The 16,913-nt window shown below is 69.3% G+C and carries 20 protein-coding genes; 19 read left to right on the top strand and 1 reads right to left on the bottom strand.

Annotated elements, in window-relative coordinates; all coding sequences use genetic code 11:
* Window positions 1-17: 17 nt before the first annotated feature.
* The 18 genes from D3A59_RS06810 to D3A59_RS25255 all read left to right on the top strand — a co-directional run bounded on the left by D3A59_RS06810 (window position 18) and on the right by D3A59_RS25255 (window position 13,332).
* Window positions 18-1,055, top strand: coding sequence for a DUF1376 domain-containing protein (locus tag D3A59_RS06810; RefSeq protein WP_240635975.1), 1,038 nt, complete (start codon window positions 18-20; stop codon window positions 1,053-1,055).
* Window positions 1,048-1,791 carry a hypothetical protein gene (locus tag D3A59_RS06805; RefSeq protein WP_157991427.1) on the top strand — a complete coding sequence of 248 codons (744 nt, stop codon included), beginning with the start codon at window positions 1,048-1,050 and terminating at the stop codon, window positions 1,789-1,791. Before D3A59_RS06810 ends, D3A59_RS06805 begins: the two co-directional genes overlap by 8 nt.
* Window positions 1,788-2,066, top strand: coding sequence for a hypothetical protein (locus D3A59_RS06800; protein WP_119154161.1), 279 nt, complete (start codon window positions 1,788-1,790; stop codon window positions 2,064-2,066). Before D3A59_RS06805 ends, D3A59_RS06800 begins: the two co-directional genes overlap by 4 nt.
* A gap of 51 nt (window positions 2,067-2,117) precedes the next feature.
* Window positions 2,118-2,618 (top strand): RuvC family protein, encoded by a 501-nt coding sequence (locus D3A59_RS06795; RefSeq protein WP_119154160.1) that lies wholly within the window; start codon window positions 2,118-2,120, stop codon window positions 2,616-2,618.
* Complete coding sequence (locus D3A59_RS06790) at window positions 2,615-3,298, top strand: hypothetical protein (protein ID WP_119154159.1); 684 nt, start codon at window positions 2,615-2,617, stop codon at window positions 3,296-3,298. Before D3A59_RS06795 ends, D3A59_RS06790 begins: the two co-directional genes overlap by 4 nt.
* A 98-nt stretch (window positions 3,299-3,396) precedes the next feature.
* A complete protein-coding gene (locus D3A59_RS06785; protein ID WP_119154158.1) occupies window positions 3,397-3,903 on the top strand; it encodes a DUF1441 family protein in 507 nt (168 codons plus the stop codon).
* On the top strand, window positions 3,900-5,996 hold the full coding sequence (locus D3A59_RS06780) for a phage terminase large subunit family protein (protein WP_119154157.1): 2,097 nt from the start codon (window positions 3,900-3,902) through the stop codon (window positions 5,994-5,996). Before D3A59_RS06785 ends, D3A59_RS06780 begins: the two co-directional genes overlap by 4 nt.
* On the top strand, window positions 5,993-6,283 hold the full coding sequence (locus D3A59_RS06775) for a Mor transcription activator family protein (RefSeq protein WP_119154156.1): 291 nt from the start codon (window positions 5,993-5,995) through the stop codon (window positions 6,281-6,283). The genes D3A59_RS06780 and D3A59_RS06775 overlap by 4 nt, the downstream gene beginning before the upstream one ends.
* Before the next feature lie 79 nt (window positions 6,284-6,362).
* Window positions 6,363-6,593, top strand: a complete 231-nt coding sequence (locus D3A59_RS06770) for a hypothetical protein (protein WP_119154155.1) — start codon at window positions 6,363-6,365, stop codon at window positions 6,591-6,593.
* The gene (locus tag D3A59_RS06765; protein ID WP_119154154.1) at window positions 6,590-8,071 is read left to right on the top strand and encodes a phage portal protein; all 1,482 of its coding nucleotides are present in this window, start codon (window positions 6,590-6,592) and stop codon (window positions 8,069-8,071) included. The genes D3A59_RS06770 and D3A59_RS06765 overlap by 4 nt, the downstream gene beginning before the upstream one ends.
* Before the next feature lie 119 nt (window positions 8,072-8,190).
* The gene (locus D3A59_RS06760) at window positions 8,191-10,254 is read left to right on the top strand and encodes a ClpP-like prohead protease/major capsid protein fusion protein (RefSeq protein ID WP_119154153.1); all 2,064 of its coding nucleotides are present in this window, start codon (window positions 8,191-8,193) and stop codon (window positions 10,252-10,254) included.
* 63 nt (window positions 10,255-10,317) lie between these two features.
* Window positions 10,318-10,647 carry a DUF2190 family protein gene (locus D3A59_RS06755; protein ID WP_119154152.1) on the top strand — a complete coding sequence of 110 codons (330 nt, stop codon included), beginning with the start codon at window positions 10,318-10,320 and terminating at the stop codon, window positions 10,645-10,647.
* A 15-nt stretch (window positions 10,648-10,662) separates the two neighbouring features.
* Window positions 10,663-10,971, top strand: a complete 309-nt coding sequence (locus tag D3A59_RS06750) for a head-tail joining protein (RefSeq protein WP_119154151.1) — start codon at window positions 10,663-10,665, stop codon at window positions 10,969-10,971.
* A gap of 3 nt (window positions 10,972-10,974) precedes the next feature.
* Complete coding sequence (locus D3A59_RS06745; RefSeq protein WP_119154150.1) at window positions 10,975-11,406, top strand: hypothetical protein; 432 nt, start codon at window positions 10,975-10,977, stop codon at window positions 11,404-11,406.
* 3 nt (window positions 11,407-11,409) lie between these two features.
* Complete coding sequence (locus D3A59_RS25265) at window positions 11,410-11,568, top strand: hypothetical protein (protein WP_157991426.1); 159 nt, start codon at window positions 11,410-11,412, stop codon at window positions 11,566-11,568.
* A gap of 3 nt (window positions 11,569-11,571) precedes the next feature.
* The gene (locus D3A59_RS06740; protein WP_119154149.1) at window positions 11,572-12,534 is read left to right on the top strand and encodes a phage tail tube protein; all 963 of its coding nucleotides are present in this window, start codon (window positions 11,572-11,574) and stop codon (window positions 12,532-12,534) included.
* Between the two features lie 55 nt (window positions 12,535-12,589).
* A complete protein-coding gene (locus tag D3A59_RS25260) occupies window positions 12,590-12,955 on the top strand; it encodes a hypothetical protein (RefSeq protein WP_157991425.1) in 366 nt (121 codons plus the stop codon).
* Window positions 12,956-13,086: 131 nt separating this feature from the next.
* A complete protein-coding gene (locus D3A59_RS25255) occupies window positions 13,087-13,332 on the top strand; it encodes a DUF1799 domain-containing protein (RefSeq protein ID WP_157991424.1) in 246 nt (81 codons plus the stop codon).
* A gap of 6 nt (window positions 13,333-13,338) precedes the next feature.
* On the opposite strand, the gene D3A59_RS06730 is transcribed toward D3A59_RS25255, so the two are convergent.
* Window positions 13,339-13,545, bottom strand: a complete 207-nt coding sequence (locus D3A59_RS06730; protein WP_119154147.1) for a hypothetical protein — start codon at window positions 13,543-13,545, stop codon at window positions 13,339-13,341.
* A 30-nt stretch (window positions 13,546-13,575) separates the two neighbouring features.
* Between D3A59_RS06730 and D3A59_RS06725 the strand changes: the two genes are divergently transcribed.
* Window positions 13,576-16,913: tape measure protein (locus D3A59_RS06725; RefSeq protein ID WP_157991423.1), on the top strand; the 3,338-nt coding region annotated here is incomplete at its 3' end.

Below are 16,913 nucleotides of genomic sequence, written 5' to 3'. Positions count from 1 at the left end.
ATGGGAGGGCTGACGCCTTGAACGAGAACCTGCCCGAGCCGCTCGTGCCGGCCGATTGCGACCTACGCGATTTCGCGTGCATGCCGCTGGATGTGCGGCGTCTGCGCGACAGCGACCTCTCCGCGCTGGAGTCCCCGGAGGCCTGCTGGGCCGCCGTGCTGCTGTGGTCCGCGTCGTGGCATCAGGTGCCGGCCGCCTCGCTGCCGGACGACGATCGCATCCTGTCCAACCTCGCCGGCTACGGGCGCGTCGTCAAGGAGTGGCGCAAGGTCAAGGCGGGCGCATTGCGCGGCTGGGTGAAGTGTGCCGACGGCCGGCTCTACCACCCGGTCGTGGCCGAGAAGGCCGTCGAGGCTTGGAACTCCCGGCTTGATCAGCGCTGGAAGACCGAGTGCGCGCGCATCAAGAAGCACAACGAACGCCACGGCACGCAGATCCCGCAGCCGGTCTTCGAGGAGTGGGTGGCGCAGGGCTGTCCCCAAGGACAGCGCCTGCCTGTCGCTGGCGACGCCTCCGAGTTGTCGCAGGGACAGGCCCCATCTGTCCCTAGCGACAAGGGCGGGCTGTCGCAGGGACAGGGCGGCAGTGTCCCGAAGACAAAAGAGTCTCGTCCCGATGCTGTCCCCAGCGAAACGCGCTCCAAGGGACAGGGAGAGGGACAGGGATATATAAAAGAAGCAGAACCTATCGGTTCTGACGCCGCTGGCGTCCCGCCGCTCCATGCCGGCGAGGAGGAGCCGAGGTCGAAGCTCAAGCCCGACGAGATCATCTTCGGCTACGGCGTCCCCCTCCTGACCTCCGCCGGCTCCACCGACAAGGCGGCGCGCTCGTTCCTCGGCGGGCTGCGCAAGACCCATGGCGACGCCGCCCTCATCGACAAGCTGCGCGCCTGCATCCGGGCCAAGCCGCTGCAGCCGCTCGAGTGGCTCGCGAAAGCCCTGCCGCCTCCGGCCGTCCTGGCCCCCCATGAATCGCTCGCTGCACGCAACGCGGCGAGCACCGAAGAAGCGATGCGCCTGCTCGGCGCGAAACCTGGTGAGGTGATCGATGCGTGATGCCGACATGAAGGAGTTCTTCGCGCTCCTCGACGACGTGGCGGGCTTCTACGAGAAGCCGCTGAGCCCGACGCAGAAGGCGATGTACTTCCGCGCGCTGGCCGAGTTCCCGCTCGCCGAGGTGCGTGCCGGCTTCGATGCGCACTTCCGCTGCGACAAGCACGGCGACTTCATGCCCAAGCCCAACCGCATCCGGGCGCACATCACCGGGCTGGTGGCGGAAGACAGGCGCCCCGGCGCCGAGGAGGCGTGGGCTGTCGCGATCGGCGCCGCCGACGAGTCGAAGACGCTCGTGTGGACGGCCGAGATGGCCGAGGCGTGGGGTGTGTGCCGCGCGGTGTTCGCCTCCGGCGACGAGATCGGCGCACGCATGGCGTTTCGCGAGGCCTACATCCGGCTCGTCGACGAGGCGCGCCGCGCGCGCCGGCCTGCTGCCTGGGTCACGTCGCTCGGTCATGACGCTCAGCAGCGCAGTGCCGCGATCGACAAGGCCGTCGAGCTCGGCCGCCTGCCCGCTCTGGAGCGGCCGGCTCTGCCGGCGCCCGAGCAGTCGCTGCAGCTGCTCGCCGACAAGGCCCCTGACGGTGTGCGCGAGAGGCTGCGCGGTCTGCGCAACTGGTTCGCCGGCCGCCAGGAGGGGCCGAGCTACGACGCCGTGGCAAAGCAGCGCACCGCCGATGCGAAGGCCGAAGCGGCTGCGCGCGTCGCCGCCTACCAGCAGCAGGGGGCTGCATGAACTGCTCCGCCTGCGTCGATGCCGAACACGACCCGCTGGTCGCCGAGTACCGCGGCGACTGCGAGGGCTGCTCTGCGCGCTCGCTGGCCTACGCCCCGAGCTTCGCCGACAGCGAGCGGCTCGGCCGGTTGACGGCCACCTACCGCTCGGCGCTGCGGCTGACCTTCGCCGACCCGCTTGCCGGCCACCAGCACGTTAAGCGGTGGGCCGAGCGCATCAGGAGTGCCCGCCAAGCCCCGGAACGGGGCCGCCAAGCCACGAACGAGGTCCGGTGAATACCGAGGCCGCCACCCGACACCAAAAACGCTTAAACGAGGGATTGTGAAATGAGCCATTGCCGAATCGGCATCGACCCCGGCGCCTCGGGCGCTATCGTGATCCTCGACGCCGCCGGCGTGCCGCTGAAGTGGGCAGCGATGCCCACTCGCAAGACGGGCTCGGCCACGCGCGTCAACGCGGCCGCACTCGCTGCCTTGTTGCGACCCTTCGCCAACGGCCTGGCCTTCCTCGAGCAGGTGGGCGCCATGCCGGGGCAGGGCGTGTCCTCCATGTTCAGCTTCGGGCACTCGGCCGGGGTCGTCTCTGGCGTGCTGGGCGCGCTTGAGATCGAGACGACGATGGTCACGCCACAAGCCTGGAAGCGGCGCGCGGGCTTGATCGGCACCGACAAGGATGCGGCGCGCTCACGGGCGATCGAGCTGTGGCCGGCGTGGCGCGAACTCGATGCCAAGGGTCGCGGCCAAGCGCTGGCGGATGCCGCGCTGATCGCACGGTTCGGCGAAGCTGTCACAGCCCGCGGCGCTCAACATACGGGAGGGGCAGCGTGAAGCTCGACATCACGACCAACGTCGCCGACGTAGTCAAGCACCTCGACGACGTGGCGCGCAGGCAGATCCCGTTCGCTGCGGCGCGCGCGCTCACCACCATCGCCCGGGAGGTGCGTGAGGACGTCCAGGCCGAGATGGTGAGCGTCTTCGACCGACCGACGCCGTTCACGCAGCGCGGCCTGTTCGTCACGCCCGCGAACAAGCGTGAGCTCGTCGCGACGGTCGGCGTAATGGACCGCCAAGCGCAGTACCTGCGCTGGCAGGTGGAGGGCGGCGACCGCAATCCGACCAACCGCGCCACCGTGCTGCCCTCGCTCATTAACCGCAACGAGTTCGGGAACGTCAATCGGCGCGACCTCAAGAAGCTGATCGAGCTGGCCAAGGCCGGCAAGCGGGTGTCGCATCGCGGGAAGGTGGGGCAGCGCACAGGGGTGAGCAGCAGGGCAGATCTGTTCTACGGTGACCCGCCCGACGGCCGCCCGGCCGGGCTCTACAAACGCGTGCGCACCGGCGCGCGCGACCAGCTCATCCCGCTAGTGATCTTCCGCGAGCAGGCGGTGAAGTACCGCAAGCGCCTGGACTTCTACGGCGTGGCGGTGGCCACAGTCAACCGGGTCGGCCGCCAGCGCTTCGAGGAGGCGCTCGCCCAGGCAATCGCGACCGCGAGGTCGAGGGCATGAGGGGCGGGAGCGCGGGTCCTTCCGGGGCTCGAGCGTCGGGGGTCATTCGCGCCCCGCGCTTCGACAGTTTTTCGGCCCCGCAAGCATTTGTTTAATTCATGCAGCCGCTTACCCTGACCATTCCCGAGGTGCGCCGCGCCAACAAGGCGCAGGCGGCGGAGTTCTTCGACGTGACCCTGCCGACCGTCGACGCTTGGATTCGCAAGGGCGCGCCGGTGCTGCAGCGCGGCTCCCGAGGCGTGAGCTGGGTGCTCGACCTGCGCGCCCTGGCCGAGTGGCTCTATGGCGGCCAGAGCGCGCCCGGGGAGGTGGATCCGGACAGCCTTCACCCGCAGGACCGCAAGGCCTGGTACGAGGCCGAGAAGAAGAAGCGCGAGCTGCAGGTGGGAGATCGGGAGCTGATTCCGGCGGCCGACGTCGAGCAGGCGGTGGCGACCGCATTCGCCGCGCTCGCCCAGGACATCCGGGCCATTCCCGACAACCTGGAGCGCCGGCACGGCATCGCCCCGGATGTAGCCGAGCAGGTCGAATCTGCTCTCTTCGAGGCCATGGACGTCATGGCCGACCGCCTGAGTGCGCTCGCTCCTCTCGAGGCCGCCGAATGACCTTCGCCTCCGCCTACCCCGTCATTCGCGCGGCAGCCATCGCCTTCCGCCCGCCCCGGCGTGTGAGCGTGGCGCAGGGCGCCGCCGAGGCGCTCGTGATCCGCCAGCCAGGTGGCTACTCGGGCAACTGGTCCGCGACCGAGACGCCCTACATGATCGAGCCGATGAACATGCTGGCCAGCCGCCGGCACGAGGCCGTGTGCTTCGTCGGGCCCGCGCGCACCGGCAAGACGATGGGACTGCTCGACGGCTGGCTCGCCCACGTCATCACCTGCGACCCGGGCGACATGCTGGTGGTGCAGATGAGCCAGGAGAAAGCGCGCGAGTTCAGCAAGACACGCGTCGACCGGGCCATCCGCAACAGCCCGCAGCTGCGCGAGCTGATGAGCATGCGGGGGCACGACGACAACACCCACGACAAGCTCTTCCGCCACGGGATGTGGCTCAAGATCGGCTGGCCCTCGGCGTCGCAGCTCTCCTCGAGCGACTACCGCTACGTGGCGCTGACCGACTACGACCGCATGGCCGACAACATCGACGGCGAGGGCTCGGCCTACGCGCTTGGCCTCAAGCGCACGACGACGTTTCTGAGCCGCGGCATGTGCATGGTGGAGTCCAGCCCGGGCCGCGACATCGCCGACCCGCACTGGAAGCCCTCGACGCAGCACGAGGCGCCTCCGGTCACCGGGGTGGTGGGCATCTACAACCGCTCGGACCGGCGCCGCTGGTACTGGCAGTGCCCCGACTGCCGCGACTACTTCGAAGCCGCGCCGGGGCTGGCGCTGTTCTCGACCCTGCCCGCCGAGCACGAGCTACTCGAGGAGGTGCGCGCGGCCAACCTGCCTGCGTTGGCCGCCCAGCATGCCCGGGTCGTCTGCCCGCACTGCGGCAGCCTGATCGACGCAAAGCACAAGCCCCACCTCAACCGCATCGAGACGGCGCGCTGGGTGGCGGACGGCCAGGCCGTGACGCCCGAGGGCGAGGTAATCGGCGAGGCACCGCGCTCGAGCATCGCCGGCTACTGGCTCGGCGGAGTGGCCGCGGCTTACCAGAAGTGGGACAGCCTCATCCTGCGCTACCTGCAGGGCCTGCGCGAGTACGTGCTGTCGGGGTCCGATCTCACGCTCAAGGCCACAGTCAACACCGACCAGGGCATGCCCTACCTGCCGCGCCACCTGTCGGCCGAGAAGGACGTCGGCATCGAGTCGCGCACGGAGGAGTTGGAGCGCTACCACGTCCCGGAGGAGGCGCGCTTCCTGCTCGCGACCGCCGACGTGCAGGGCGGCACCAACGCGCGCTTCGTGTGCGAGGTCCGCGCCTTCGGCCCGCACCTCGAGTCGTGGCTGGTCGACCGCTTCTCGCTCACAACCACGGAGCGCAGCGGGGTGACCGCCCAGGTAGACCCGGCCGGCTATCCCGAGGACTGGGATCTGCTGACGGAGAAGCTCGTGCGCGCGACGTATCGGCTCGCGGACGGGCGCGAGATGCGCGTGCTGCGCGTCGCTGTAGACACCGGCGGCGAAGCCGGCACCACGCCGAACGCCTACGCCTGGTATCGCCGCTTGCGCCGCGAGGGCCTTGCCTCGCGCGTGCTGCTGGTCAAGGGCGGCAGCCACGCGCAGGAGAAGCCGATGATCAAGGGCACCGCGCGCGCAAGCGACGGTCGCCCGATGCACGACATGCCGGTGTGGATCGTCAACACCGACTACTACAAGGACGTGATCGCTGCGAGTCTGCGTCGCAAAGTGCCTGGCCCCGGCTACTTCCACGCGCCTAAGTGGCTTCCCCAGGCGTACTTCGACGAGCTCAAGGCTGAAATCCGGGGCGCCAAGGGCAAGTGGAAAAAGATCCGCACCCGCAACGAAGCGCTCGACCTGTGGGTGTACGCGCTGGCGGTCTGCGAGGCGCTGGGCTACGGCGCCAAGGGGCGGTTGAGCTGGGATGAGCCTCCGGAGTGGGCTCGGCTTCAGACCGATGCCAATAGCGAGGTCGTCTCTCCGGAGGAGCGCCGTGCAGAGCGCGCCGCCGCCGCGCCTCGCAAGCCGCGGCCCGTCTCCCCCATTGCAAAGTCCGACTGGAGTTCCCGCCTATGACCCCTTCCTTTGTCGACGTGGTGGCCGACGGCCTGCGCCACTTCGCCGGCTTGCCTCCTGCGGTGGCAGAGGCGCTGGCAGCCCAGATTGCTCGCTCGGCAGCGGAGCTTGGGCATGGGGGCGGGGACTACTACCTTCCGGGGGCGAGCCATCTCAACAGGGCGGAGCGCAACGCGCGAATCCGCGCCGAGTACGTGGGCGCGAACGTGAAGGAACTGTGTCGAAAGTACGGACTGAGCCGCGCATCGATCTATAGCATCGTGCGCCGCGGGCGGGATGACTGCTGATCGTCCAGTGCCGCCCCTAAAAGTTGGACGAAACCCGCGGTAGCCTGCGCGCCACAGCCACGCGCACCCGCCGAACTCGATGACTACTACTGCCGAAACCCGCCTTGCCGCCTACCTTGCCGCCGAGGTGGCCATCCTTCAAGCGCAAGAGGTCAGCGTCGACGGCCGTCGGCACCGCATGGCCGAACTCGCCGACGTGCAGCGGCAGATCAGGGAGTTGCAGCAGCAGGTCAACCTGGAACGGGCTGCGGTAGCAGGTCGCAGCCGACTCGGCTTCAGCCTCGCCAACCTGCGGGACGGTCGCGCATGAAGGTCACTGCGCTTGACCGCCTCATCGGCTACTTCTCCCCGCTCGCTGAGTTGCGCCGGCGGCATGTCCGCTCGGTGTTGGCCAGCTACGACGCAGCCGAGTCCTCGCGTACGCGCCGCTTCTATCGCGAGCGCGCCACGCAAAACGAGTTGGTGCAGAAGTCAGGCCAAGTGATTCGAGCGCAGGCCCGGCACCTGGCGCGCAATCACGACCTGGCGCGCGGTGCGCTGCGCACGCTCGTCAACAACGTGGTTGGCGCCAAGGGCATCGGCATTGAGCCGCAGCCGCGCCGCGAGGACGGCAGCATCGACAGCGACTACGCAGCCGCGCTGCTCGAGGCCTGGCGCGACTGGGTCCGGGTGCCGGAGGTGACGCACCAACTGTCCTTCAGCAAGCTGCAGCGCGCCATGGCTCGTGCCTGGATCCGTGACGGCGACGTGTTCTCGCAGATGATCATCGGCCCGCGCAACGACCTCGACCACGGTACCCGCGTGCCGCTGAGTCTTGAGGCCTTCGAGGCGGATCTCGTGCCCTTCGACCTTCACGACGAGCGCCGCGGGATCGTGCAGGGCATCGAGCGCAATGCCTGGGGCAAGCCGCTGGCCGTGCATGTGCTCAAGACCAACCCGAGCAGCATCAGCCAGCCGCTGGCGAGCGACACGAAGCGCATCCCGTGGGAGCGGGTGCTGCACTTGGCCAGCCTCGATCACATCGGGCAGATCCGGGGCGTGAGCGAGTTCGCGAGCGTCATTACGCGGCTGGAGGACATCAAGGACTACGAGGAAAGCGAGCGTGTGGCGGCCAAGATCGCCGCGATGCTCACTGCTTACGTGCGCAAGGGCACGCCCGAACTCTATGTCCAGGAGGGCGCCTCCCGGGAGCCACGCCAGATCAACTTGGCGCCCGGCATGATCATCGACGACCTCGGGCCCGGCGAGGAGATCGGCATGATCGACAGCAAGCGGCCGAACCCGAACCTGATCACCTTCCGGCAGGGCCAGCTGCGCGCCATCGCAGCCGGGCTCGGGGGTAGCTACAGCAGCATCAGTCGCGACTATGGCGGCACCTACAGCGCTCAGCGCCAGGAGCTGGTGGAACAGTGGATCCACTACGCGGTGCTCACCGACGACTTCGTGGGCCAGTTCGTGCAGCCCGTGTGGGAGACGTTCGTCACCGTAGCGCACCAGTACGGCGTAGTGCGCATGCCGGCAGGCCTGAAGCCGGGCAGCCACGATGACGCGGTCTACGTCGCGCAGTCCATGCCCTGGATCGACCCGCTCAAGGAGGCGCTTGGGGCGGAGGCGTTGGTCAAGGCCGGCTTTGCCTCTGAGGTCGAGATGATCCGCCGTCGTGGGGCCAACCCCGATGACGTGCTCGAGCAGATCGCGCAGTTCCGCAAGAAGGCTGTAGAGATGGGCTTGAGCTTCTCGACCTCGGGAGTGGAGGAGCCCCCGCCCGAAAGGGGCGCCGAGGAGTAATTTTTTAGGCGCCCCTCATATCGGGGATTGACAGTCAGAAAAATCGTCCAGTCCTACCCCTAAAAACTAGACGACTTCGCAGATAGCCTTCGGCTCAATCTTTGAGCCGGACTGTCTGCATGCCCAACCCCTGGTATTCGATACGAGCGCGCCGCATCAGCGCGGCGGCCGAGGCGCCTGCTTCCGCCGAGGTGTTCATCTATGGTGACATCGGCGAGAGCTGGTGGGATGAGACCATCACCGCTCGCGACTTCGTGCGTGAGATCGCCGCGCTCGACGTCGAGCAGCTCACCGTGCGCATCAACTCCGTCGGCGGCTCGGTGCCGGACGGCCTGGCGATCTACAACGCGCTCAAGCGGCACAAGGCCGCCGTCACGGTCGCGATCGACGGCATGGCGATGTCCATCGCCTCGCTGATCGCGATGGCCGGCGACTCCGTCGAGATGGCGGAGAACGCGCTGCTCATGATCCACGCGCCGTGGACCTACGCAGGCGGCAACAGCGCCGATCTGCGTGAGGCCGCCGACATGCTCGACAAGTGGGCAGAGGCCATGTCCACCAGCTACGCGGCCAAGACCGGTCGCGAGCCGGCCGAGATGCTCGAGCTGCTCACCGACGGCGTCGACCACTACTACACCGCCGCCGAGGCCAAGGCGCTCGGCTTCGTGGACGAGGTGGTCTCCGCCATCCCCGTGTCCGCCTCCGCCGCAATCCCTGCGGCCGCGCTCTCGCGCTACCCGTCGGCCGCAGGCCGGCTCGCCCCTTCCACGTCCGCCGCCGCTGCGGCATCCCTCCTCAAGGAACCGACCCATATGGATCCGAAAAACAACCCGTCGGCGGCTAACCAGCAACCTGCCGCCCCGAGCGCTGCCCAGATCTTGGCCGCGGAGCAGAAGCGCCGCACCGCTGTGCGCGCCGAGTTCGACCTGATGGCCAAGCGCTTCGGTGGCAACGACGCCTTCGCCAAGCTGCAGCGCGAGTGCGAGGACGATGCGAGTGTCACCCCGGAAGCTGCCGGCCAGAAGATCCTGCGCCTGTTGGCCCAGGATGCGGAGCCGGTCGCAGCTCACCGTGTCGTGACGCTCGAGGACGAAGCCGACAAGCGCAAGGAGTCGGTGACCGCTGCTCTGCTGTCCCGTGCTGGCCTTGCCGACGCCAAGACGCGTGAAGTGGCACAAGCCAGCGCCTACCGCGGCGCCAAGCTGCTCGACCTGGCGCGCGCGTCGCTGGATCGCGGCGGTATCCGTCATGACCGCATGGACCAGATGCAGATCGTGGCCTCGGCCTTCACCCAGTCCGGCAGTGACTTCCCGGTGCTGCTCGAGAACGCGATGCACAAGGCGCTGCAGAAGGCCTACGCGACCGCGCCGGACACCTGGAGCCGCTTCTGCGCCATCGGCAGCGTCTCGGACTTCCGCGCGCACAACCGCTACCGCACCGGCTCGCTGGGCAACCTGGACGACCTCAACGAGCTGGGCGAGTTCAAGAACAAGGCAATCCCGGACGGCGAGCGCGCCACGATCCAGGCGGGGACCAAGGGCAACATCATCAACCTGTCGCGCCAGGCGATCATCAACGACGACCTGGGCGCCTTCATCGGGCTGGCGGCCATGCTCGGCCGTGCGGCACGCCGCACGATCGAGGCGCGCGTCTACGCGCTGCTGGCAGAGAACGGCGGGCTTGGCCCGGTGATGCCCGACGGCAAGACGCTGTTCCATGCCGATCACGGCAACCTCACCGCCGGCGCCGCACTGGCGGTGGCTGCTCTCGACGCGGACCGGGTCGCGATGGCCTCGCAGACCGACGTCGGAGGCAACGAGTTCCTGGACCTGCGCCCGGCCGTGCTGTTGGTGCCGCTGTCGCTCGGCGGTACCGCTCGCGTGATCAACAGCGCGCAGTACGACCCCGATACCGTCAACAAGCTGCAGCGTCCCAACATGGTCAACGGCCTGTTCCGCGACATCGTGGATACGCCGCGCCTGTCTGGCACGCGCCGCTACCTGTTCGCTGAGCCGACCGAAGCGCCGGTGCTCGAGGTCGCCTTCCTCGATGGCGCACAGGAGCCGGTCATCGAGTCCGAGAAGGGCTTCACCGTCGACGGCACGCAATACAAGGCGCGCCTGGACTTCGGCGTGGCCGCAATCGACTACCGCGGCGCCGTGACCAACGCCGGCGCTGCCTGATGAGCCGCCACCGGCCTCGGCCGGTGGTACGTCACCGCACCTCTGATCGCACAGGACACCCCCATGCGCAATTTCCTCCAGCCGGGTGAGACCGTCACCCTTGCCGCCCCCTACGCCGTCGTTGCAGGCCAAGGCCTGCTCGTTGGCACGCTCTTCGGTGTTGCCGTGAGCGATGCCGCCAACGGCGCCTCCGTCGAGGCCCGCACCGTCGGGGTCTGCGACCTCACGGCCGTGTCCGGCGACACTGGCTCGGTCGGCTCGAAGGTCTATTGGGACAACACCAACCGCCGCTGCACCACGATCTCGACCGGCAACACGCTGATCGGCTGCCTGCTGGCCCCGAAGGCCAACGGCCAGACCACGATGCGCGTGCGCCTCAACGGCGTCGTCTAAGCCGGCTGAACCGCGATGCTCGACGCCGCCGCCATGGTCGATCGCCTGTACCGCCGCCTCGGCACGCCCGCCACGCACATGAGCGCGGCGAGCGGCATCGAGACCGCTGTGCACGTGATCCTCGACATGGGCGGCGGTGACGCCTCGATCGCCGGCTTGATGCAGGGCGACTCACCCTCGCTCAAGCTGCCCGCGGCGGCCGTGACGGCCGGCGTGCGCAAGGGCGACACCTTCCAGATCGGCGCCACGACTTGGCGCGCCCGGGAGGCCGGCCAGCCGCTGCGCGACGGTGCCGAGCTGCTCGTTTCGCTGGCGAAGGACTGACGCATGGCTGCCACCGCCTTCGAGCAGCTGCTACAGCGCGTCGCCGACGTCATCGCCTCGGCCAGCACGCCCGCGGGTCCCCGGGTGGTGCGCCACCAGGCCGACGACGAGTGGAGCCCCGAGGACTGTCCGCTGGTCTTCGTGCGCCGCGGAGCCACCCGCCGCATGGCCACCGCCCCGATCGGCATGCTCGACCACGAGCTCACCGTGTTTGTGCACCACCTGGTGAGCGGCGCTGCCTGGGAGGCCGCGGCCGACGAGCTGCACCACGCGGTGCATGGCGCGCTGTGCGGCAGCGCCGAGCTCCAGTCGCTCGGCATCGAGCTGACGGCGACCGAGACCCGTGCCCAGTCCGGCAGCACCACCCTCGGCGAGCTTGCTGCCTCCTACCGCATCGCCGTGCGCACCGACACCACCCTGAACCTCGTGAGCTGACCCATGCCCCAGACCGAACTGACCCCGAAGCCCACGCCCGAGAACACGCCGCTGCCTGGTGGCGGCTCCTGGAACTGGAGCGACACCGCGCCGCACTGGCGCCCCAACGAACCCGCTGCCGAGCCTATCACGGCCGGCGAGCCCACCGACTCGAAGGAGTAAGCCATGCCGCGCCTGATCACGAACACCGTCGTCCTCGCCAAGGTCGAGACCACCTCGGGCACCGATGCCGTGCCGACCGGCGCCGCCGATGCCGTGCTGCTGGCCGACGTCAGCATCACGCCGCTGGACGCGCAGAACATCGACCGCAAGCTGATCCGCCCCTTCCTGGGCGGCGCCGAGCAGCTCGTGGGCCCGGCCAGCGTCAAGGCCACCATCACCGTCGAGCTGGCCGGCAGCGGCACCGCCGGCACCGCGCCGAAGTGGGGCGTGCTGCTGCAGGCCTGCGGCATCGCCGAGGCGAACCTCACGACGCCGGCGCGCAACGAGTACACGCCGATCTCCTCGGGCATGAAGACCGTCACCGTCTACTACTACGACGACGGCGTGCTGCACAAGCTGCTGGGCTGTATGGGCAACCCGAAGTTCAGCTTCAAGGTGGGCGAGCGCCCGACGCTGTCGGTGGACCTCATCGGCCTGGATGGCGGCGTGAGCGCGGTGGCGAACCCGAGCGCGACGCTGACGTCGTGGCGCGTGCCGCCCGCGATCACCAAGGCCAACGTCGTCGACATCACGCTCGGCGCGGCCTACGCCGCCGGCGCGCTGACCGGCGGCACCACCTACAACAGCACCGGCCTGGAGCTTGAGCTGGGCAACCAGGTGGCGTTCACGCCGATGCTCAACAGCGAGTTCGTGCAGATCGCCGACCGTGCCGCCACCGGCTCGATGCAGCTCGACCTGACCGCGGCGCAGGAGGTCTCGCTGATGGCCAGCGTCAAGAACAACACCACGCAGTCGCTCGCGATGACGGTGGGCACCGCCGCTGGCAACAAGCTGATCGTGCATGCGCCCGCGGTGCAGCTCATCAACCCCTCCAAGCAGGAGCTCAACGGCAACCGCCTGATCGGCTTCGATCTGCGTCTGGTGCCCGTGTCGGGCAACGACGAATTGCGCCTCGCCTGCGTCTGACACCACCTGCCCGGCCGGGCGCCGGGCGACCCCTTCATCCCTAGGAACTCACGTCATGACCTTCAAGCTCACCGTCGCCGACATCATCGAACTGCCGATCAAGATCACGCTCAACGACGCGGGCAAGACCGCCAGCCACTTCTTCCACCTGAGCGCACAGCGCATCTCGCAGGAGGAGGGCCGCGAAGCCCTGCAGGCCCTGCAGGCCAACGAGCTCGAAACGAAGGACTTCCTGCTCGAGAAGGTCTGCGGGTGGCGCGGCCAGCGCCTGGTAGTGGACGACAGCGGCGAACCCGCGCGGTTCAGCCGCGAAGCCTTCGAGTGCCTGCTGTCGCTGGCCGGCCTGCCGGCCATCGTTTGGGGCGCCTACCTGCGCGCCCTGGTGCTCTCCGACGGTTCGGAGGGCCGCGCAAAAAACTGATCGAGGCCGCGCGTCTGTGGGCGCGCGGCGACCTCAGGATCGACCGGGACGACGATGATGCCGCAACCAACACTGAAAGTCGCATCGCCGAGGCGCTGGCCGCCGTCGGGCTCGTCGCCGACCGACCACGCGTGCGTGACGAGGGGATCTTCCACCTCTGGCCCGAGAACGTTGAGCCCTGGCGGCTGTGGGGCGAGGTGCAGACGCAGTGGCGTCGCGCCGGGTTGGACCGCGCTCCCGTTGGCCTCGACTACGCGGGCGTGCTCGCCTGGCTGCAGGGGCGCGGCATCCGCGGCCGGCGGCTGCGCCGGCGCATGCAGGAGCTGCAGGTCATGGAGCGGGCTGCGCTCGAGGAGTGGGCGCAGCAGCGGCGATGACGCCGCCTACCTGCGCGGGCCGAAGAAGAAGTCGGCCGCGCGCGACAGTGCCCCGATCGCCTCAAGGAAGAAGACCGCGATCCCGGCCAGCGCGCTCCAGACGCAGCCGAGCGCGCTCCAGCGCATCAGCGATGACATCCCCAGCGCAGAAGCCGCCAGCAGCAGCAACAGCAGGGAGGCCAGCACGCGCACGAAGAACAGAGTGAATGGCATGCGAAAAAGCCTAGCACGAGGACGCCGCCGATGAGCACCACTGACATTGGCATCCGCCTCAACGTCAGCGGCGAGGCGCAGGTGCGCCAGGCGTTCGCCGGCGTCGAGGGGCAGCTCGAGCGGCTCACTGGCGCCATCGGCCGCGTGGCCCACTACGGCGCCGCGCTGTTCGCCCTGGTGCCCGCGGCTGTGGGCATGGCCTCTGGTGCCGTGCGCGCGGCCGATGCGGTCACGACCCTGCAGAACAGCCTCAAGCTCGCCACCGGCAGCGCGCGCGCCGCCGGCGAGGCCTACGAGGCGTTGTTCGAGATCGCGCAGCGCAGCCGCACCGGCTTCGCCGAGCTCGGCGAGACCTACGCCTCGATCAGCCGGGCCGGCCAGGCGTTAGGGCTGTCGCAAGAGCGACTGCTCGGTATCACCGAGGCGATCGGCAATGCGATGACGATCAGTGGTGGCTCGGCTGCAAGCATGCAGGCCGCGCTGACCCAGTTGAGTCAGGGCCTCGCGAGCGGGACGCTGCGCGGCGACGAGCTGAACTCGGTGATGGAGCAGTCGCCGCGGCTCGCGCGCGCGCTTGCCGAGGGCATGGGTGTGACCACGGGCGAGCTGCGCAAGCTCGGCGAGCAGGGCGCCATCACTGCTGAGAAGGTCATCAATGCGCTGGAGAAGTCCGCGCCGCAGCTCGCGCGCGAGGTGCAGGGTGCCACGCTCACCGTCGGGCAGGCCTTCACGCTGCTGTCGAACTCGACGATGAAGTTCATCGGCGAGGCTGATCAGGCCAGCGGCGCAAGCAGCATGCTGGCCGGGGCGATGCGCGCGCTCTCCGGCGCGATCGACGATGTGGGCACCGTGATCCGCGACAACCGCGAGTCCTTCGCTGTCATCGGTGGCGCCCTGGCCGGCGCTGCGGCCGTCGCGGGCGTGATGGGGCTCGCCAAAGGCTACGGCGTCCTGGCGGGCGCGCTGGCCGGGCTCGGCACGGTGCTGGCGGCCAACCCGGTCGTTCTCACCTTGCTGGGCATCGGCGCCGCGGCCGGCGCCTTCGTGGTGGTGAACAACGCCTACGCGAAGTCACTCGCCGGTATGCGCGAGGAGCTGGAGCGGCTGGAGAAGGCCGGGAAGTCCGGCGGCTTCTATGGCTCCAAGGCCAGCGAGGAGGTCCTCGCCCGGCGCACCGCGCGCATCGAGGAGCTTCGCCGCAGGATCCTCGAACTCGATCCGGTGGAGCAGCAGGCGCGCGAGAACGAGCGCCAGGGCATTGCCTCGATGGAGGCCGAAGCCGACGCGGCGCGCAGGCTCGCGGGCGACCTCGACGCCTTCCGCCGCAAGCTCTCGGGTGTGCCGGACGGCTATGTCAAGGACATGGAAGAGCTGATCCGGCTTAACCAGGCGGGCGTACTGGTCGGCGACGAGTACGTCGCGGCGCTGAAGAAGCAGCAGGAGGAGCTGCTGAAGAAGACCGGTGTGACCGAGAAGGCCAAGGAGGCCGAGAAAGCCGCGGCCGAAGAGGCGAAGAAGCGGCAGGCGCTGCTGATGGGTGCGATCGGCCTGGACACCAACTACCTCGAGACGCTCGAGCGGCTGCAGAAGATGCGCGCCAAAGGGGAGATCTCCGAGGATCGGTACGTTGCGGCGGTCGAGAAGCTGATCGGTTCGCAGGCAGCGGCCAAGCAGCTCACCGAGGAATACAAGAAGGAGCAGAAGGAGCTCGGCGAGGCGATGGGCGCTGTGACCGCCCACGCGGCCAAGGCCGACGCACAGCTCTACGCGACCGTCGACAGCTTGGCGGCAGCGCTCAAGGAGCAGCAGGAGCGGAACGAGACGATCGGGCTGGAGGCCGGCGCGCTCGCGGGCGTCGAGTACGCCCGGGCGCAGGCGAACATCGAGCTCGCGCGCGAGCGGCTCTATATGCTGGAGATCGCCGGCGAGTCGCCTGCAAGGCTTGAGGCGCTGCGTGCGGAGATCCGACTGATGGAGCAGGTCGCCGAGGCGCGGCGCACGGGCGCGATCAAGGCGGCCGGGACCGAAGCGACGCGGGACGCAGCCGACGCATGGCGCAAGACGACCGATCAGATCGGGCAGTCCCTGTCCGACGCGCTGATGCAGGGCGGGCGCAGCGCACGCGAGTACCTCGTCGGGCTGTTCCGCAGCACTGTGCTGCGCCCCGTCATCCAGGCGGTCGTGCAACCCATCACCGGCGGCGTCGCCTCGATGTTCGGCATGCCCGGCTCCGCGAACGCGGCCTCAGGCGGCTCGTCGATGTTCTCGTCGGCGATGCCCGGCTGGGTCGCCGGCATGTCCTCGGCGTTCACCTCCGGCGCCGCGCTCGCGATGAACGGCGGCACGGGCTTCGCGCTCCAAGGCGCGGGCTCGATGATGGCCAACGGCAGCATCGGTGCTGGCTTCGCGCAGGGCGCGGGCGCGCTCGCCCCGTGGGCGGCCGGCGTCGGCGTCGGCGTCTACGGCGGCCGGGGGATCAGCAACGGGTACGCCGTGCGCGGCAGCGGGAACGGCGTCGTCAACGCCGGCACCGCGATCGGCGCGATCGTCGGCGGACCGATCGGCGCGGCGATCGGCGGCGCGATCGGCGGCCTGGTCAACCGCGCCTTCGGTCGCAAGCTGGTCGACGCCGGCATCGAAGGCAACGTCAGCGAGGTCGGCTTCGACGGCAACACCTACGAGCGCTACAAGGGCGGGTGGTTCCGCGGGGGCAAGACCACGACCGGCGCGCTCGACGGCGGCACCGATGCGACGTTTGATGCGGCTGTCGGCAGCATGTTCGCGCAGGCCCGCGCCTACCGCGACGCCCTGGGCATTCCCGCCGACGCGCTGGCCGGCTTCGTTGCCCGCGTGCAGATCAGCACCAAGGGCAAGAGCGGCGCCGAGGTCGAGGCGGAGCTCAACAAGCGGTTCGCCGAGATCGGCGAGGAGATCGCCGGGCGGCTGATCGGCAGCACCGGGCTGGTGCGGCAAGGGGAGTCGGCGTCGGCGGCGCTGCAGCGCCTGACCGGCGCGCTCACAGGCGTCAATCCGGTGCTCCAGCAGCTGGGCCTGCGCATGTTCGACGTGAACGTGTGGGGCGCCGATGCGGCCAACAGCCTCGCCGAGGCGGCTGGCGGCCTCCAAGCCTTCCAGTCGGCGGCCAGTGCGTACTACGAGGCCTTCTTCACGGACGAGGAGAAGCTGGCCAAGACCACCGACACCGTGCGCCAGGGCATGGCCGCGCTCGGCCAGGCGATGCCGGCAACGCGCGCGGAGTTCCGCCGTCTGGTCGAGGCACAGAACCTCTGGACCGACAGCGGCCGCGCTGCCTACGCCGCGCTGATGCAGATGGCGCCCGCCTTCGACGCCGTCGCTGCTGCCGCGGA

Source organism: Caldimonas tepidiphila, from assembly GCF_003569765.1.
GTDB classification, from domain to species: Bacteria; Pseudomonadota; Gammaproteobacteria; order Burkholderiales; family Burkholderiaceae_C; genus Caldimonas; species Caldimonas tepidiphila.
The sequence above is the reverse complement of the archived record's forward strand: the minus strand, read 5'-3'. Positions and strand labels throughout refer to the sequence as shown.

Excerpts from the sequence above, each read along its gene's own strand:
- D3A59_RS06805 (WP_157991427.1), top strand. The coding sequence starts at position 1,048 with ATGCGTGATGCCGACATGAAGGAGTTCTTCGCGCTCCTCGACGACGTG.
- D3A59_RS06800 (WP_119154161.1), top strand. The coding sequence starts at position 1,788 with ATGAACTGCTCCGCCTGCGTCGATGCCGAACACGACCCGCTGGTCGCC.
- D3A59_RS06795 (WP_119154160.1), top strand. The coding sequence starts at position 2,118 with ATGAGCCATTGCCGAATCGGCATCGACCCCGGCGCCTCGGGCGCTATC.
- D3A59_RS06785 (WP_119154158.1), top strand. The coding sequence starts at position 3,397 with ATGCAGCCGCTTACCCTGACCATTCCCGAGGTGCGCCGCGCCAACAAG.
- D3A59_RS06780 (WP_119154157.1), top strand. The coding sequence starts at position 3,900 with ATGACCTTCGCCTCCGCCTACCCCGTCATTCGCGCGGCAGCCATCGCC.
- D3A59_RS06775 (WP_119154156.1), top strand. The coding sequence starts at position 5,993 with ATGACCCCTTCCTTTGTCGACGTGGTGGCCGACGGCCTGCGCCACTTC.
- D3A59_RS06770 (WP_119154155.1), top strand. The coding sequence starts at position 6,363 with ATGACTACTACTGCCGAAACCCGCCTTGCCGCCTACCTTGCCGCCGAG.
- D3A59_RS06765 (WP_119154154.1), top strand. The coding sequence starts at position 6,590 with ATGAAGGTCACTGCGCTTGACCGCCTCATCGGCTACTTCTCCCCGCTC.
- D3A59_RS06760 (WP_119154153.1), top strand. The coding sequence starts at position 8,191 with ATGCCCAACCCCTGGTATTCGATACGAGCGCGCCGCATCAGCGCGGCG.
- D3A59_RS06755 (WP_119154152.1), top strand. The coding sequence starts at position 10,318 with ATGCGCAATTTCCTCCAGCCGGGTGAGACCGTCACCCTTGCCGCCCCC.
- D3A59_RS06750 (WP_119154151.1), top strand. The coding sequence starts at position 10,663 with ATGCTCGACGCCGCCGCCATGGTCGATCGCCTGTACCGCCGCCTCGGC.
- D3A59_RS06745 (WP_119154150.1), top strand. The coding sequence starts at position 10,975 with ATGGCTGCCACCGCCTTCGAGCAGCTGCTACAGCGCGTCGCCGACGTC.
- D3A59_RS25265 (WP_157991426.1), top strand. The coding sequence starts at position 11,410 with ATGCCCCAGACCGAACTGACCCCGAAGCCCACGCCCGAGAACACGCCG.
- D3A59_RS06740 (WP_119154149.1), top strand. The coding sequence starts at position 11,572 with ATGCCGCGCCTGATCACGAACACCGTCGTCCTCGCCAAGGTCGAGACC.
- D3A59_RS25260 (WP_157991425.1), top strand. The coding sequence starts at position 12,590 with ATGACCTTCAAGCTCACCGTCGCCGACATCATCGAACTGCCGATCAAG.
- D3A59_RS06730 (WP_119154147.1), bottom strand. The coding sequence starts at position 13,545 with ATGCCATTCACTCTGTTCTTCGTGCGCGTGCTGGCCTCCCTGCTGTTG.